At 70.5% G+C, this 15,281-nt stretch carries 15 protein-coding genes; 11 read left to right on the top strand and 4 right to left on the bottom strand.

Features of this window, described 5'->3' with window-relative positions; genetic code table 11:
* Positions 1 to 40: 40 nt before the first annotated feature.
* Together PAI11_RS16390 and PAI11_RS16385 are read right to left on the bottom strand one after the other, a co-directional pair.
* The gene (locus PAI11_RS16390) at positions 41 to 2,026 is read right to left on the bottom strand and encodes an ATP-binding protein (protein WP_007576796.1); all 1,986 of its coding nucleotides are present in this window, start codon (positions 2,024 to 2,026) and stop codon (positions 41 to 43) included.
* The gene (locus PAI11_RS16385; RefSeq protein ID WP_170320741.1) at positions 2,023 to 3,567 is read right to left on the bottom strand and encodes an acyl-CoA carboxylase subunit beta; all 1,545 of its coding nucleotides are present in this window, start codon (positions 3,565 to 3,567) and stop codon (positions 2,023 to 2,025) included. The genes PAI11_RS16390 and PAI11_RS16385 overlap by 4 nt, the downstream gene beginning before the upstream one ends.
* Before the next feature lie 223 nt (positions 3,568 to 3,790).
* Here PAI11_RS16385 and PAI11_RS16380 point away from each other — a divergent pair, with 223 nt between their 5' ends.
* Genes PAI11_RS16380 through PAI11_RS16370 form a run of 3 tightly spaced genes read left to right on the top strand, consistent with a single transcriptional unit; the run spans position 3,791 to position 6,880 of the window.
* A complete protein-coding gene (locus PAI11_RS16380) occupies positions 3,791 to 4,735 on the top strand; it encodes a beta-keto acid cleavage family enzyme (protein WP_007576792.1) in 945 nt (314 codons plus the stop codon).
* Positions 4,732 to 5,646 carry an SDR family oxidoreductase gene (locus PAI11_RS16375; RefSeq protein ID WP_007576790.1) on the top strand — a complete coding sequence of 305 codons (915 nt, stop codon included), beginning with the start codon at positions 4,732 to 4,734 and terminating at the stop codon, positions 5,644 to 5,646. The genes PAI11_RS16380 and PAI11_RS16375 overlap by 4 nt, the downstream gene beginning before the upstream one ends.
* 31 nt (positions 5,647 to 5,677) lie before the next feature.
* Entirely contained in the window at positions 5,678 to 6,880 is a 1,203-nt protein-coding gene (locus tag PAI11_RS16370; protein WP_007576788.1) for an acyl-CoA dehydrogenase family protein, read from the top strand.
* 81 nt (positions 6,881 to 6,961) lie between these two features.
* Here the strand turns inward: PAI11_RS16370 and PAI11_RS16365 are convergent, their stop codons facing one another.
* Both PAI11_RS16365 and PAI11_RS16360 read right to left on the bottom strand, forming a co-directional pair.
* Positions 6,962 to 7,555: a TetR/AcrR family transcriptional regulator gene (locus PAI11_RS16365; RefSeq protein WP_040600667.1), complete on the bottom strand. Its 594-nt coding sequence runs from the start codon at positions 7,553 to 7,555 to the stop codon at positions 6,962 to 6,964.
* 50 nt (positions 7,556 to 7,605) lie between these two features.
* Positions 7,606 to 9,036 carry a WS/DGAT/MGAT family O-acyltransferase gene (locus PAI11_RS16360; RefSeq protein WP_040600666.1) on the bottom strand — a complete coding sequence of 477 codons (1,431 nt, stop codon included), beginning with the start codon at positions 9,034 to 9,036 and terminating at the stop codon, positions 7,606 to 7,608.
* A 143-nt stretch (positions 9,037 to 9,179) separates the two neighbouring features.
* Between PAI11_RS16360 and PAI11_RS16355 the strand changes: the two genes are divergently transcribed.
* From PAI11_RS16355 to PAI11_RS16320, 8 genes are all read left to right on the top strand, one after another.
* Positions 9,180 to 10,412, top strand: a complete 1,233-nt coding sequence (locus PAI11_RS16355) for a cytochrome P450 (protein ID WP_007576783.1) — start codon at positions 9,180 to 9,182, stop codon at positions 10,410 to 10,412.
* 247 nt (positions 10,413 to 10,659) lie between these two features.
* On the top strand, positions 10,660 to 11,199 hold the full coding sequence (locus tag PAI11_RS16350) for a hypothetical protein (protein WP_040600665.1): 540 nt from the start codon (positions 10,660 to 10,662) through the stop codon (positions 11,197 to 11,199).
* Positions 11,200 to 11,240: 41 nt separating this feature from the next.
* Positions 11,241 to 11,621 carry a hypothetical protein gene (locus PAI11_RS16345; protein ID WP_138974371.1) on the top strand — a complete coding sequence of 127 codons (381 nt, stop codon included), beginning with the start codon at positions 11,241 to 11,243 and terminating at the stop codon, positions 11,619 to 11,621.
* 165 nt (positions 11,622 to 11,786) lie between these two features.
* Positions 11,787 to 11,951, top strand: a complete 165-nt coding sequence (rd, locus tag PAI11_RS16340; RefSeq protein ID WP_007576781.1) for a rubredoxin — start codon at positions 11,787 to 11,789, stop codon at positions 11,949 to 11,951.
* 128 nt (positions 11,952 to 12,079) lie between these two features.
* Positions 12,080 to 12,700 carry a transglutaminase-like domain-containing protein gene (locus PAI11_RS16335; protein WP_007576779.1) on the top strand — a complete coding sequence of 207 codons (621 nt, stop codon included), beginning with the start codon at positions 12,080 to 12,082 and terminating at the stop codon, positions 12,698 to 12,700.
* Entirely contained in the window at positions 12,697 to 13,167 is a 471-nt protein-coding gene (locus tag PAI11_RS16330) for a PaaI family thioesterase (RefSeq protein ID WP_007576777.1), read from the top strand. The genes PAI11_RS16335 and PAI11_RS16330 overlap by 4 nt, the downstream gene beginning before the upstream one ends.
* 27 nt (positions 13,168 to 13,194) lie before the next feature.
* Positions 13,195 to 13,497, top strand: coding sequence for a hypothetical protein (locus PAI11_RS16325; protein WP_040600662.1), 303 nt, complete (start codon positions 13,195 to 13,197; stop codon positions 13,495 to 13,497).
* Between the two features lie 471 nt (positions 13,498 to 13,968).
* The coding region (locus tag PAI11_RS16320) for an MlaD family protein (protein ID WP_040600661.1) at positions 13,969 to 15,281 on the top strand (1,313 nt) is incomplete at its 3' end.

Here is a 15,281-nt window from a genome sequence, read left to right as displayed (position 1 = left end):
GGGCCGGCGGCGGGCGGCTTGGATCGGCCGGGCGGCCCCTTCAGTCGTCGACGACGATGAGGACCGCCCCCTCGGCGACCCGGTCGCCGACGGCTACCGGGAGCGCGCCGACCGTCCCGGACGTCGCGGTCGTGATCTCGTGCTCCATCTTCATGGCCTCGACGACGACGACCGCCTGGCCGGCTTCCACACGATCACCGACCTCGACGAGCACCCGGAGGACCGTCCCCGGCAGCGGCGCGGTGGAAGACCCCTCCGGGGCCGCGTCGGCGGCGTCCGGGAACCGGGAGTGAACCCGTAGCTCGAGCTGCCCCCGCGGGGTCGACACCCAGACACGATCTCCGGCCGTCCGCACCGCGTAGCGTCGCCGGACGCCCGCGACCCGGAACTCCACCAGCTCGGCCGTCGCGGCCTCGAGCTCGACGCCGAGGTCGACGCCGTCGACCTGCAGCATCGCGAGCGCACCGGTGCGGTCCAGGCGGTAGGCGACGTCGACGGGATCCGAGGCACCGCCGAAGCTGCACCGCTGCGGAAGCGCGGGCACGTTGCGCCAACCACTGGGGATCAGGCGTCCTGCGGGAACGGCGTCCCGCCGGGCTGCCTGGATCGCGAGGGCCGCCGCGGCGGCCGCCCGTGGCCGCTCGTCGGCGGCCAGCAGGGGTCGCGCGAGCTCGCCGATCGCGTCCTGGACGAACTGGGTGTCGTGGTCGACGGCGTGGAAGCGGGGGTGCTCCAACACGCGGACGAGCAGGTCGCGCGCCGTCATCGGCCCAGCGAGGTCGGCCCGTCGTAGCGCGTCGGCGAGCCGGCGAGCGGCCGCCTCACGGGTCGGCGCGTGGACGACGACCTTGGCGAGCAGCGAGTCGTAGTACGGCGAGACCATGCTGCCGGACTCGACGCCGGAGTCCACCCGGACGTCGTCGGGGAACGCGAAGCGGTGGACGGGGCCGGTCTGGGGCATCCAGTCCGCGGCGGGATCCTCGGCGACGAGGCGGGCTTCGATCGCGTGCCCGACAGGACTGGGGTCGATCGCCTCCGGCGGCAGCGCCTCACCCTCAGCGATCCGCAGCTGCAGCTCGACGAGGTCCAGAGCGCACACGGCCTCGGTGACCGGATGCTCGACCTGCAGGCGGGTGTTGACCTCGAGGAAGTACGCGCCGCCCTTGGGGTCCAGGACGAACTCGACGGTCCCCGCACCGACGTAGGAGATCGCCTCGGCAGCGGAGCGGGCGGCGTCCGCCATGGCGGCGCGGACGGTGGCGTCCAGGTTCGGGGCCGGCGATTCCTCGACCAGCTTCTGGTGGCGACGCTGGATCGTGCAGTCGCGCTCGGGCAAGACGCTGACGGTGCCGTGCGCGTCGCCGAGGATCTGTACCTCGACGTGCCGGGGACGCAGCACGAGGCGTTCCAGGAACACCGTCGGGTCACCGAACGCCGCGCCGGCCTCGTGCCGGGCGGACGCGACGGCCGACGAAAGGCCGTCGGGGTCCTCGACACGGCGCATTCCCCGGCCGCCTCCTCCGGCGGACGCTTTGACGAGCAGCGGGTAGCCGATCGCGGCGGCCTGGCGCCGGAGCTCGTCGTCGACGACGGCGTCGTCCAGTCGGGCCCCGGGAAGGACCGGCACCCCGGCCTCCTCCATCGCTTCGCGGGCGCGGACCTTGGAGCCCATCGCCTCGATGGTCTCCGGCGCGGGGCCGATCCAGATCAGGCCGGCATCGAGCACCGCGGCGGCGAAGTCCGCGCTCTCGGAGAGGAACCCGTATCCGGGGTGGACGGCGTCGGCGCCGGCGGCCCGGGCGGCCTCGATGACGGCGTCGCCGCGCAGGTACGAGGCCGACGGCTCCGGACCGCCGATCAGGACCGCGGCGTCGGCGGCGCGTACGAAGGGCGCATCGGCGTCGGCGGTGCTGTGCACCGCGACGGTGGCGATCCCCAGCCGACGGCAGGTCGCGAAGATCCGGACGGCGATCTCGCCGCGGTTGGCGACCAGCACGCGGCGGATCGTGGTCGTCTGCGCGTTCATGTGCGAAACACCCCGAAGCCGTCGGCGCCCGCGATCGGTGCACCGTCGCACGCCGACAGGCAGAGGCCCAGGACCGTTCGGGTGTCGCGCGGGTCGATGATGCCGTCGTCGTATCCACGGCCGGACGTCATGAGGGCGACCTGCTCAGCCGTGATCTTGCCGGCGACGGCGGCCTTGGTCCGTGCGTCCAGCTCCTCGTCAAAGGGCTTCCCGCGCGCCTCGGCAGCCTGGCGGGCCACGAGCGACAGGACTCCGGCGAGCTGATCGGGACCCATCACCGACGACACCGCGCTGGGCCACGAGAAGAGGAAGCGCGGCGCGTACGCGCGGCCCGACATCGCGTAGTTCGCTGCGCCGTAGGACGCTCCCACGACGACACCGAGGTGCGGCACGGTCGAGTTGCTGACGGCGTTGATGAACTGCGCGCCGTGCTTGATAATCCCGCCCTGCTCGTATTCCTTGCCGACCATGAAGCCCGTGGTGTTGTGGACGAACACGAGCGGCACGTCCTTCTGGTTGGCGAGCTGGATGAACTGCGCCGCCTTCTGCGCCTCTTCCGAGAACAAGACCCCCTGGATGCTCGCGAGGATCCCGACCGGGTATCCGTGGATCTCGGCCCACCCGGTGCTCAGCGACGTCCCATAGGCCGGCTTGAACTCGTCGTAGACCGATCCGTCGACGACGTGACGCAGCAGCTCTCGGGTGTCGAACGGCACCTTGAGGTCGGCGGAGACGATCCCCAGCAGATCTTCGGGATCGCGGGCGGGGGGCGCGACGTCGTGCGCGGGCACTCGTCGGCCCGGTCCGCGCTTGCGCCGGTTCAGGTGCCGCACGACGTCGCGACCGATGCGCAACGCGTCGCGCTCGTCCTCGGCCAGGAAGTCCGAGAGGCCCGAGGTCCGCGAGTGCATCTCGGCCCCTCCGAGCTCCTCGTCGCCGGACTCCTCGCCGGTCGCCATCCGCACCAGCGGCGGTCCGCCGAGGAACACCTTCGCGGCCCCCTTCACGAACACCGTGTAGTCGCACATGCCGGGGACGTAGGCGCCACCAGCGGTCGAGTTGCCGAAGACGATCGCGACGGTCGGGATCCCCATCGCCGACAGCTGCGTGAGGTCACGGAACATCCGGCCGCCGGGGATGAAGATCTCGAGCTGCGTGGGCAGGTCGGCACCGCCGGACTCCACGAGGTTGATCAGCGGCAGCCGGTTCTCCCTCGCGATCTCGGCGATCCGGAGGACCTTCCGCAGCGTGTACGGGTTCGATGCGCCACCCCGGACCGTCGGGTCGTGGGCGAGCACCGCGCACTCGACGCCCTCGATCGTCCCGATGCCGGTCACCACGCTCGCGCCGACGAGGAAGTCGGTCCCCCACGCCATGAACGGCTGCAGCTCCAGGAACGGTGCGTCCTCGTCCAGCAGCAGCTCGACCCGCTCGCGGGCCAGGAGCTTACCGCGTTCGTGATGGCGTTCGACGTATCGCTCGCCCCCTCCGCCGCGCGCGTCGTCGAGGACCGATTCCAGCGCGCGCAGGCGCTCATGCATCGCGTCGCGGTTGGTCGCGAACGATGCGGTGGTGGTGTCCACGGAGGTCGAGATCGTCAGGCCCTAGGTGTCGGAGGCGGCAACGAGGGGCGCCGACCGTCCGGATCTCGTCCGTGCGATCCGCCGTCCCGTCGGTCGCCACTGTTATACAGACACGGACACGTCGTCAACATGCCGTCCGGATGCCTGCGCGTCGTCCGCCCATCGAACGAACCGAGGACCGATGTCCCTCAACGACCCCGTGGTCCTGACCTGCTCGATCTCCGGCTCGTTGGCCGATCGCGCCCAGTGCCCGGCCATCCCGTACACGCCGGGGGAGTACGCCGCCGAGGCCAGGCGGATCGTCGACGAGGGCGGGGTCCACATCCACATCCACGCACGTTCCCCGGACGGTCGGCCGAGCTACGAGGTCGAGGACTTCGCCGCGATCTCCGACGCCATCCGCTCGGAGGTCGGGAACGCAGCGATCATCAACTTCTCCACCGGGGCGCTGGGCGTACCGGTGGAGAAGCGCATCGCCTACCTCGAGGCCTGCCGACCCGAGGTCGCCGCGCTGAACATGGGGTCGATGAACTACGCCAAGTACTCCCCGCGCCGGAAGGAGTTCGTCTTCTCGACGGTCTTCCTCAACCCGTTCGCCGAGATCGTCGCGCTCTTGGAGGCCATGCGCCGCCTCGGGATCAAGCCCGAGCACGAGTGCTTCGACGTCGGACACGTCGGCAACCTCGGGCCGCTGATCGACATGGGCCTCCTGAACGGCCCGCTGCACGCCGACTTCGTGATGGGCGTCACCGGAGGGATCCCGCCGACCGCCCGCAACCTCGCGGCGATGGCGGACAACCTCGCCGAGGTCGGGCGCGCCCTCCCCGGCGACGACGGCGCGGCGGCACACCACCACTGGGGCGTCATCGGCATCTCCCGCGTCCAGTGGCCGATGGTCGGCGCCGCGCTGGCGCTCGGCGGATCCGTCCGTGTCGGCCTCGAGGACAACTTCTATCTTCCGGACGGGACGATGGCGTCGTCCAACGGCGAGCTCGTCGAGAAGGCCCGCACGATGGCCGTGCACTCCGGCCGTCGCCTGGCGACGGCCGACGAGGCGCGGGCCGCCCTCGGATTGCCCGCGCCCGGCCGGCAGGCACCTACGGACTCCCCCGCCGCCGCGCGATGACCATTCCCGAGACGACGAACACCACCCGAGCCGCCAACCCCTCGGCGATCTTCGCTCCCGGTCTCCTGGACGGCCAGGTCGTCCTCGTGTCCGGCGGCGGGTCCGGCCTCGGACGGGCGGCCGTGCTCGAGCTCGTGGCCCTCGGGGCGCGGGTCGCGATCTGCGGGCGCCGTGCCGACGCCCTGGAGGACACCGCGGCCTCGGCGGGCGCGGCGTGCAGCACCCACGTCTGCGACATCCGGGACGAAGATCAGGTCGACCGCCTCGTCGACGACGTCCTGGCCCGTCATGGACGCATCGACACCCTCGTCAACAACGCCGGCGGCCAGTTCCTCGCCCCCGCCGAGACCATCAGCCCCAAGGGCTTCCGCACCGTGACGCGGTTGAACCTCGACGGCACCTGGCTGATGACCCACGCCGTCGCGACCAAGGCGATGATCCCCGCCGGGCCCGACGGCCGGCCGGCCGGAGGCAAGGTCGTCAGCGTGACGCTCTCCCCCCACCACGGCCTGCCCGGCATGGTGCACAGCTCCGCCGCCCGCGCCGCCGTCGAGAACATGATGCGCGAGCTGTCGATCGAGTGGGCCCGCTTCGGGATCCGCCTCAACGCGATCGCCGCCGGCCAGTTCGCCACCGACATCTTCATGACGAAGTACCCCAGGCCGATGGTCGACGCCGCCGCCGGCCTGGTCCCTCTCGGCCGGCTGGGGACGCCGGAGGAGTTCGCCTGGTTGGTCGCCTACCTCGCCTCCCCCGCCGGCGACTTCTTCTCGGGATCGGTGCTCACCCTCGACGGTGCTCGCGACAACCACACCGGTCCGTGGCCGGCCGCGGGCTCCGCCGACGCCGCCGGCAACCCGTTGACCGAGGCCCGCCAGACGCGGGATCCGTCGGCCCAGGCACCACGTTGACACAGCGTCAACGAACCCGGATGATCGACCGATGAGCTCCACGACTCCGACCACCCCGCTCGCCGGGGGACTGCTGACCTCCGACCACCGGGACATCCTCGCGGCGGCGGACGAGTACGCCCGCAACGTCCTCTTCCCGTTTCAGCAGCGCATGGACGACGAGGAGTGGTGGCCCTCCGAGGTCTTCCCCAGCCTCGGCGCGCAGGGCTACCTCGGCGTCCAGGCCCCGGAGGCCTATGGCGGCGCCGGCCTCGACCTCCTCAGCGAGGGCATGGTCGGCCAGGCCATCTCGCGCTGGAACCCCGCCGTGGGTCTCTCCTACCTCGCCCACGAGAACCTCTGCCTGGGCAACCTCCTGGCCAACGCCGACGACGCGCTCCTGCAGCGCTTCGCCCCGGGCTTGATCGATGGCTCCCTGGTCGGCGCCCTCGGTCTGACCGAGCCCGGTGCCGGCTCCGATGCCCTCGGTGGCATGCGGACGACCGCGGTCCGGGACGGTGACGAGTACGTCCTCAACGGCACGAAGATCTACATCACCAACGGCCCGATCGCCGATGTCGTGCTCGTCTACGCCAAGACCGACCTCGCCGCCGGCCCGCGGGGCATCACGGCCTTCCTCGTCGAGACCACCACCCCCGGCTTCTCCGTGGCCCAGAAGCTGATCAAGATGGGCTTGCGCGGGAGCCCCACCGGCGAGCTCCTGTTCGAGGACTGTCGAGTGCCGGCAGCCAACCGCGTCGGCGAGGAGGGCAGCGGCGTCGCGGTCGTGATGAACGGCCTGGACCGCGAGCGCGTCTGCCTCGCGTTCTCCTGCCTCGGGCTCGCCGAGCGCGCCATCGACCTCACGATCGCCTACGCGCAGGATCGCGAGCAGTTCGGCTCCGCGATCGGTTCGTTTCAGATGGTCGCGGCGATGATCGCCGAGATGTACGCCGACGTCGAATCTCTCCGCAGCATGACGCTCGACGTCGCCACCGAAGTCGGCAACACCGCCTTCGGCGTGGCCCACCAGCACATCGCCACGCGCTCGGCCGCCCTAGCGCTCGTGGCCGGCAACAACCTCATGCGCATCCTGGACAAGGCGGTTCAGGTCCACGGCGGCATGGGCTTCATGTGGGAGACCGAGGTCAACCGCCTCTACCGCGCCGGTAAGCTCTACGAGATCGGTGCCGGCACGAATGAGGTCCGCAAGTCGATCATCGCCTCGAACCTCCTCGCGACGCGCGCTCGCTGAGCACGGACACCGCCGGTCGGCCCCCGGTGGCGGCAAGGATGCCCTGGGCCCGACCGGGGCCAGCCGCGCCCCGCCCGGTGGTCAGGGCCGGAGCTCGAGCGCCCGTGTCCAGATCTCGAGCAAGGACTCGACAGCGACGGCGTCGCCGGCGGTGTCGTCGTCCAGGATCCGCAAGTAGTAGGTGCGCTCGATCATCCACACCAGTGCGGAAGCGACCCCTCGCCGGGTCGGCGGCGTGTAGGTCTCGGGCAGCCGCGCCTCCGTGGCCAGGATGAAGCGCTCGATCTCGCCGTGCCAGTAGTCGGCGACGACGCGGTCGTAGCTGGTCGCCTCGACCAGGGCCCGGATCAGGGCCCGGGACTTGCGGTAGTCCTGCAGAATGGTCTGCAGCGCCGTCGCGAGCACCTGCCGGCCGCCCCCGCCGCTCCACCAGTGGTCCGCGTCGGTGAACAACCCCCCCACGAGGCGATCGGTGGCCGCCATCAGCAGGTCGCGCTTGTCCCGGAAGTAGAAGTAGAACGCGGTCCGCGTATGCCCCGCCCTCGAGGTGATCGACGCGACGGTCATGCTCGCGTACGACTCGCCCTCCTCCATCAGGGAGATCGCGGCGTCGATCAACTCGCTCTCTCCGCGACCACGCGCGTCTGGATCGTCGCGCCTGGACAACACCGCCATCAGGTGATGGTACCCACCGGGGCAGCGTGTCCTCGGGACGGCCCGGCGGGTCAACCGTTCGCAACACCTGCGTACACAGCACGCTCGAGCTCCTCCAGGGCGTCGCCCGAGAAGACGGCGATCCGCTGCATGCTCGGCAGGCTGTCCCGGCACCCGGTGAATCCGATGCACATGGTGCCGGCGTAGCTGATGACCGTCACGTTGAGGGCCTGCCCGTTGAAGAGCACGGACAGCGGGTACAGTTGGTCCACCCTTGCACCCTCGATGTACCGCGGCTGCCGCGGCCCGGGAACGTTGGAGACGACCACGTTGTGCATCGGTCTGGTCCGGCCGCCGAGCCCGACCGCGAGCTGAGTCATGTAGGGCGCCATGAGCAGCATCGTGTAGGCGTTCATCGCGTCACGCGGGAGTCGGCCCAGGACGCTCTTGGCGTGTCTGGTGCTGGCGGCGATGCGCTGGAGGCGCGGCGCTGGCTGCTCGATGTCCGTGGCGAGGCGGGCGTGGATGAAGGTGATGGCGTTCCCGCCCGACTCGTCGGCCTCCAGCCGCACGGACACCGGCAGCGTCGCCGTCAGCGACCGATCCGGCAGCGCGTCGATCTCCGACATGTACCTCCGTAGCGCCCCGGAGCAGACGCCGAGCAGGACGTCGTTGATCGTGACGCCGGCGTCCTTGGACAGCGCCTTGAGCCGCTCCAGTGCGTAGTGCTGCGTGGCGAACCGACGGGGCCCGTGGATGCATCCGTTCAGCGGAGACATCGGGGCGACGAACGGGATCGCCACGTCACGTTCCCGGGGCCGGAGCCCGCCCACGACCTGCGTGGCCGCGAGCCGCGCGATCCCTCGACCCCCCACCGCCACCCGGTGGAGGCCCCGGACCGATCGCACCGGCGTCGCGAGGACGCGTTCGACCCCGCTCCGGAGCACGCGCGCCTCCGCCGTGGGCGGCGGAGGCGTCTGCGGCCGGGCGAACGAAGACCCCAAGGCCCAGATCGGGGGGTGGTCCCGAGCGTCGTGATCGGCACTGAGGGCGCGGCCGAGCATCCTGATGCCCGCCACGCCGTCCATCAGCGAGTGGTGCACCTTCAGGTACATGGAGAACCGCCCGTCACCGAGGCCCTCGATGATGTGCAGCTCCCACAGGGGTCGCCGGCGGTCCAAGGCGTGGGAGTGCAGGCGCGACACGAGGATGCCGAGCTCGCGCTCCCCTCCCGGCGCCGGGAGCGCCGAGTGACGGAAGTGGTAGTCGAGGTCGACCTCGTCGTCGGGCAGGACGTCCCAGACCGGCACCGGCAGCAACCGCGGGCGCCGGTTGAACGGCTTGGCGAACGTGCGGTGCGCCCGCCAGCCCGCGACCAGGTCCGCCACGAACGTGTCGGGGGCACCGTCCGGGGGCGTGCACTCGGCCAGGCAGGCCACGTGGGCCGGGCTCTCCGCGCGCTCGAGCACCAACCAGTTGAGATCCATCGGCGCGATGCGCATGGTGCGTCCTGCTGTCGTTCGACGAGTGCCCACGGGACCGCCCCGCCATCCGATTCGACCCGAAGTCGATCGCGGTGTCAAGCACGCCGTCCGACCCACCCATGCGTTTGACCGACGCGAACGGCGACGGTATGTTTGACGCTATGTCGACCGAAGCATTCCAGGACCTCACCACCCTGCAGGTCGCGGATGACGAGCTGTGGCTCCAGGGCCCGCCCCACGATGTGTTCGAACGCCTACGCGCCGAGTGCCCGGTGCACTGGAGCCCGGGAATCGCCCAGTCACCCAAGGACGCCGGGTTCTGGTCGGTGACCCGGGCCGAGGACATCCACACCGTCAGTCGCGACTGGCAGGGGTTCTCGTCGGCCCAGAACATCATCATCACCGACGAGTCGATCCCGGTCCCGCTCGTCCAGGGCATGTTCATCGGCATGGACCCGCCGAAGCACGACCGCATCAAGAACCTGTTCCAGAAGGCGTTCACCCCGAAGGCGATCGCGACGCACGAGCCCGCGATCCGCGAGATCACTGAAGGCGTCATGGGCCGGCTCGAGGGGCGTGAGCACGCCGACCTCGTCTCGGACGTCGCCCAGCCGGTCGTCTCCCGCGTGATCGGCGAGTTCATGGGGCTGGACCCCGAGGACGACAAGCCGTGGGCGGAGGCGATCAACGCGCTGCTCGGGTTCGGGGACACGACGCTGAACCCGAAGGGCCTCGAGGCGCTGGTGGCCGAGGACATCCCCAGGATGTACGAGAAGTGCATGAAGCTCGTGGCCGCACGGCGGGAGAACCCGACCAACGACATGACGAGCGTCCTCGTCTTCGCGGACATCGACGGCGACACGTTGAGCGACGAAGAGATCTTCGCCGGGTTCGTCCTCATGATGGCGGCCGGCAACGACTCCACCAAGGCGACGTATACGTCGACGATGCGGATCCTGATGGAGAACCCCGACCAGTGGCAGATGCTGGTCGACGACCCGTCGCTCTCCGCCAGCGCGGTCGAGGAGGCGCTGCGCATGTTCCCGGCGTTCGCGCACTTCCGGCGCACCGCGACCAAGGACATCGAGCTCAACGGCGCACTGATCAAGGCCGGCGACAAGGTCGCGCTCTGGTACCCGTCGTCCAACCGCGACGCAGAGCGCTACGAGAACCCCCACCAGTTCGACGTGCACCGCAACCCCGAGCACCAGGCGTTCGGGGCCGGGGGTCGCCACTTCTGCCTCGGCACCGCCCTGGCTCGCCTGGAGCTGAAGATCCTCGTCGAGGAGACCGTGAAGCGCTTCCCGAAGATGACGATCAGCGATCAGCCGACCTACGTCGTCTCCCAGTTCTCCAGCCAGCTGAAGACCCTCCCCGTCCGCCTGGCGGGCTGAACACGTCCCGCGGCACCAGCCATCGCCGCGAGCCTGTCCCTGTCCCGAGGGACGGGCTCTTTCCTCCTTCCTTTCGCGACCTCAGTGCGCGGAGAGTACGGCCATTGGGTCGGCCCTCCACGCCGAGCGCTCGACCACCAGTTCACCCGACGAACGGACCCACCGTGCCACCCCCGACCTCCGCGATCCGCGCGATCCGACCAGTGGTCATGGCCGTCCGCACCGGCGCCGACCGCTATCGACGCCCGTGAGGCCGTCCGTCAGCAGCCTCGTCGGCCTGACCGCATCGGCGGCGGCGATCGGGGCGTTCGCCGGTTGCGGCTCCGGAGGAGTGGCCGCCGACGCCCCTGAAGGTGCGGCGCTCAACGTGGCCGCCACTGCGAGGTTCGAGTCGGCGCAGCGCCCCGGTTCGACATACCCCCTCCGGTTGACCATCGTCAACCGCGAGAGAGAGCGGTCGCTGCCGACGGCCAACGTCACCGTGACGGGCTTCTCGCAGGCCATCGAGGTCGGAGACAACGGGGCCGGTCGCGTCGCGGATCCGCGACGACCGGTTTGGATCGTCGACGCCCCGCCTCGTGGGGCGAGCACCGCCTATCGAGACACGTGGTCGATCGGACCCCTGGAGGCCGGCGAGCGCCGGACCTTCGTGTGGATGCTCAGCCCCGTTCGTCTCGGACGTCACACCCTCCGCTGGAGCGTCAGCGCCGGCCTCGACGACGCCCGCGCGGTCGCGGCGCAGGAGGCCGCGACCAGTGGCACCCTCGATGTGGAGGTCGGCCCATGAGGCCCTCTTCGACCCCAGGACGAGCTTGCACGGCACTGGTCGTGGTCGGCGCGTCGCTGATCGTCGCCAGTTGCGGGCGTGTGTCCGAGAAGCCGAACGGCAGCCGGCCGCCCGAGACGTTGCAGATGAGCGTCGCGATCACCGACCGCGGCGTGAGCGTCTCCCCCGGCCGCGTCGGAGCCGGTCCCGTCCGGATCGTCGTCACGAACCAGACGTCATCGAGCACGCCTCTGGCGCTGCGACGATCCTCTGGCGCCACGGTCGCCCGGACGCGCGCGGACGTCGCCCCGGGAACAGCCGCGACCCTCCAGGCGGATCTGTCGCCCGGGCGCTGGACGCTCACTGCGTCCCGACAACGCGAGACCGTGTTGCGCATCGGTGCTCGACGCCGATCGGGCGACGACGCCCTGCTGCTGCCGTGAGCCCGGCCTCACCGATTGCGCCGCGGTGACGTGGGCCGGGCCGGGCAGCGACGTGGCTGCCGGCAGCCACGACCGACGAGACCTCGGCTCGACCGAGGACACTCGTCTCGACGCGGCTCTTGACGCACCGTCAACACATCGTCGGGGTTGCGGTATCTTCGTGGCGTGCAGCAATGGATCTGTGAACCGTGCGGTTTTATCTACGACCCGGAGGATGGCGACCCAGACGGCGGGATCTTGCCTGGCACACCGTTCGAGGACATCCCCGACGACTGGTCGTGCCCCGTCTGCGGCGCCCAGAAGGGCGAGTTCGCGCCCCTCGCCGACTGATCGCCACCGACCGCCCTCGACACCCGACTCATGCGGAGCTCCATGACTGCTGATAGAGGCGCCGCGCCACCGATCACCCACGGGCGCCAGGACCCCCGCCGATGACGCATCCGAGGACCACGACCGATTTGGAGTCGACCGAGTTCCTTGACCACGACGCCCCCGAGGTGGGGGCGTTCGCGGACCGCGCGGTCGGGGCGGCGACCGCGCCGGAGGAGGTCGCCGAACGGCTGTTCCGGGCAGCGCGTGACGAGATCCGGTACGACCCGCACTACCTGCCCACCGACGCCGCGGCCTACCGGGCAAGCGCGGTCCTGGCCACCGGGAAGGGGTATTGCGTGCCGAAGGCCGTGCTCCTCGTCGCCGCGGCGCGGCACCGAGGGATCCGGGCGCGGCTGGGATTCTCCGATGTCCGCAACCACCTGCAGTCCGAGCGGCTGGCCACGGCGATGGGCACGGACGTGTTCCTGTACCACGGCTACGCGGTGCTCCATCTCGGGGGACGGTGGCTGAAGGCCAGCCCCGCGTTCAACCGCGAGCTGTGCGAGCGCGTCGGCGTCGCGCCCCTGGACTTCGACGGAACCGGCGACGCGCTGCTGCACCCCTTCGACGGAACCGGCGGCCGGTACATGGAGTACGTCCGCGATCACGGCACGTTCGACGACCTCCCCCTTCAACGCATCCTCGACACCTACGCCCGGGCGTACCCCGGGTTGTCGATGGGCCCGAGCGACCAGCGCCCGGCATGACCTACGAGATTCCCGCCCATCACCCCAACTGCTTCGGCTGCGGCACCGAGAACCCCTCGAGCATGGGGCTGCAGATGCACATCGAGGACCGACGGGTGCTCGGCACCATCCGCTTCGCTTCCCACCACGAAGGTGGTCCGGGGCTGGCGCATGGCGGTGCGGTCGCGGCGGTCTTCGACGACGTCCTCGGCGCCGTCCCCAGCGCCCTCCACCTCCCCGCCGTCACCGCCAGCCTGACGGTCGAGTTCCGTGCCCCGGCGGTCCTGGGTGACGACCTGGAGGTCGAGGCACACCTCGAGCGCCGCGAGGGCCGGAAGCTGTACACCCGCGCCACCATGCATCGAGGCACCGCCCTGCTGGCCGAGGCCCACGCGCTCTTCATCGTTGTGGACCTCGCCCACTTCCGCCGGACGGGGCAGCCCCTGCCGGAGGCCTGGAGCCACTGGGACGACACGCCCCGGTCCTGACCGTTGAGCAGCGCTCACACCCTCAGGTTGTTCGAGCTCGGAAACGCGCTGAGCCACGCGCTCTGCGGCAGACACGATCGAAGCGTTGCCGACGATGCGTGGAGCAGGCTTCTTGACCACACCCTCGACATCAGCGACCACGATCCTGAGGTTCTCTCGATCGTGCGGGAGGTGCGCCTGGCCGTCGACGATCTCGTCACGCCCGCCGCCACCCACCTCTACGCGGAATGGACCGCGCAGAACGTCACCTCGGAGGCAGCGAAGGCGCTGCTCGACGGCATCAGCTGCGCCGCGCCTCGCGGGCCGGACCTCACCCGTCGCCGAGCCTAGCGATGCCGCACCTCTGGGTGCCTCCGCGACTCTGACCTCACGGGACCGGGACTCGCGGCTCGATGCTCGACTTCTCATCTGGCGGATCAGGCGTCCACTGGCGGGGTCACGCACCTACCACCTTCATCACCGGTTGCGCATCGGAGGCGTCCGCAGGCTGGACAGAACCGGCAAGATCGTCACCCACTCACTGAAGCGGCGGTGCACGCCCGGCGACAGTGTGACCGAGACCGGAATTCAATGACGCAGCGTCTGTGACGAACGTCCGTCGACATGGTGTCGACACGCTGTAGGATCCCGTTCCGTCGCGGAGCACTCGCTTCACGCACCAGCGAGCGATCCGGCCCCGTCCGCGGGCCCGTCAGGCGGGAGAGCCTTGAATCTCGAAGAAGTCCCCAGCCCGACCGTCGTGCTGCTGGTGCACCCGCCGTCACCGCCATCAAGCGATCTGCAGCGGACCGGACCGAGCGCATGAGGGCGTTCGGCGAGAAGCTCGGTGGTCTGGTCGGGAGGGTGGTGCTTGCGTTGCTGGTGGTCGTGGTCGTGGTCGTGGTGCTGGTGATGCGTGGGTCGGGGTCGTATCGGGTGGTGATGGTGGTGCCTGATGCGGGTCAGATGGTGACCGGGAACCTCGTGAAGGTCGGCAGCGCGTCGATCGGGACGGTCTCGAAGGTGCAGCTCGCGAACGATGGTCAGGCGGAGCTGGTGCTGTCGATCACCGATGACGCGTACAAGCCGTTGCATCGTGGGACGCAGGCGATCATTCGCAACAGTTCGTTGTCGAGCATCGCCAACCGGTTCGTGTCGCTTGAGGTCGGGCCGCAGAGCGCGCCGGAGCTCGCCGACGGTGGCCGGATCGAGGCGCAGGACACGCGCGCGGCGACGGACATCGATCAGGTGCTGACGCTCTTCGCTGCCGAGGGGCAGCGCGGTCTTCAGACGTTGATCCGTGGTGGTGCGAAGGCGTTCTCCGATCTCGGGCCGCAGACGCGGGAGCTGATCTCGACGCTCAGTCCGGCGCTGGCGCAGACGGCCAAGACGGTCGAGCAGGTCAGTTCCGACGATGCGGACCTGCAGCGGTTCGTGGTGCGCGGCTCCGCGTTGGCGTCGCTCTTCGCCGCGCAGCGCGGTGATCTGGAGCAGGGGCTCGTCGCGACGGCCGGCACCGTTCGTGCGGCGTCGGCGGAGCGTCGTGCGCTGAGCGACGTGCTGCAGCGCACGCCCGGCACGTTGCGCCAGGCGAACACGACGCTCGCGGACGCGCGGGGGCTGTTGCGCGACGCCGGTCCGGTCGTGCGTGAGGCGCGGCCGGTCGCGTCGCGGCTGGCGCGGACGTTGCGGGTGGTCCGGCCGTTCACGGCGCAGGCGCGGCCGTTGCTGACCGACGTCCGGCAGACGCTGCCGGTGCTCAACGAGAGCCTCAGGCGGCTGCCGGCGTTGGAGCGCTCCGCCGATCCGGCGTTGCGTGACACCGCCCGGGCGCTGCGGGCCTCCGACGGCATCGTCGACGAGGCGCTGCCGTACGTGCCGGATCTGGTGTCCGGTCTGCTGACGTCGTTCGGGGGCAAGTCCTCCGGCCTCTACGACGCCAACGGCCACTCCACCCGCGTTTCCCTGAACTTCTCCAGCCAGACGCTGCCACCGACGCTGCGGGCGCTCAGTGCGCCCCTGGACGCCTTGTCGCCGCTCCTGGGCTCGGGCTTCACGACGTTTGCCACGAAGCACTCCAACCGTTGCCCGGGTGGGTCCGGTGGCATCGCCAAGGACGGGTCCGCGCCGTGGCC

Source organism: Patulibacter medicamentivorans (genome assembly GCF_000240225.1).
In the GTDB taxonomy this organism is placed as follows: Bacteria; Actinomycetota; Thermoleophilia; order Solirubrobacterales; family Solirubrobacteraceae; genus Patulibacter; species Patulibacter medicamentivorans.
This window is presented reverse-complemented; position numbering and strand designations above follow the sequence as displayed.

Bases quoted from the DNA above. Each gene is read 5' to 3' on its own strand.
- PAI11_RS16355 (WP_007576783.1), top strand. From the start codon at position 9,180: ATGTCGACCGAAGCATTCCAGGACCTCACCACCCTGCAGGTCGCGGAT.
- PAI11_RS16330 (WP_007576777.1), top strand. From the start codon at position 12,697: ATGACCTACGAGATTCCCGCCCATCACCCCAACTGCTTCGGCTGCGGC.
- PAI11_RS16380 (WP_007576792.1), top strand. From the start codon at position 3,791: ATGTCCCTCAACGACCCCGTGGTCCTGACCTGCTCGATCTCCGGCTCG.
- PAI11_RS16370 (WP_007576788.1), top strand. From the start codon at position 5,678: ATGAGCTCCACGACTCCGACCACCCCGCTCGCCGGGGGACTGCTGACC.
- PAI11_RS16385 (WP_170320741.1), bottom strand. From the start codon at position 3,567: ATGCATGAGCGCCTGCGCGCGCTGGAATCGGTCCTCGACGACGCGCGC.
- PAI11_RS16360 (WP_040600666.1), bottom strand. From the start codon at position 9,036: ATGCGCATCGCGCCGATGGATCTCAACTGGTTGGTGCTCGAGCGCGCG.
- PAI11_RS16365 (WP_040600667.1), bottom strand. From the start codon at position 7,555: ATGGCGGTGTTGTCCAGGCGCGACGATCCAGACGCGCGTGGTCGCGGA.
- PAI11_RS16375 (WP_007576790.1), top strand. From the start codon at position 4,732: ATGACCATTCCCGAGACGACGAACACCACCCGAGCCGCCAACCCCTCG.
- PAI11_RS16390 (WP_007576796.1), bottom strand. From the start codon at position 2,026: ATGAACGCGCAGACGACCACGATCCGCCGCGTGCTGGTCGCCAACCGC.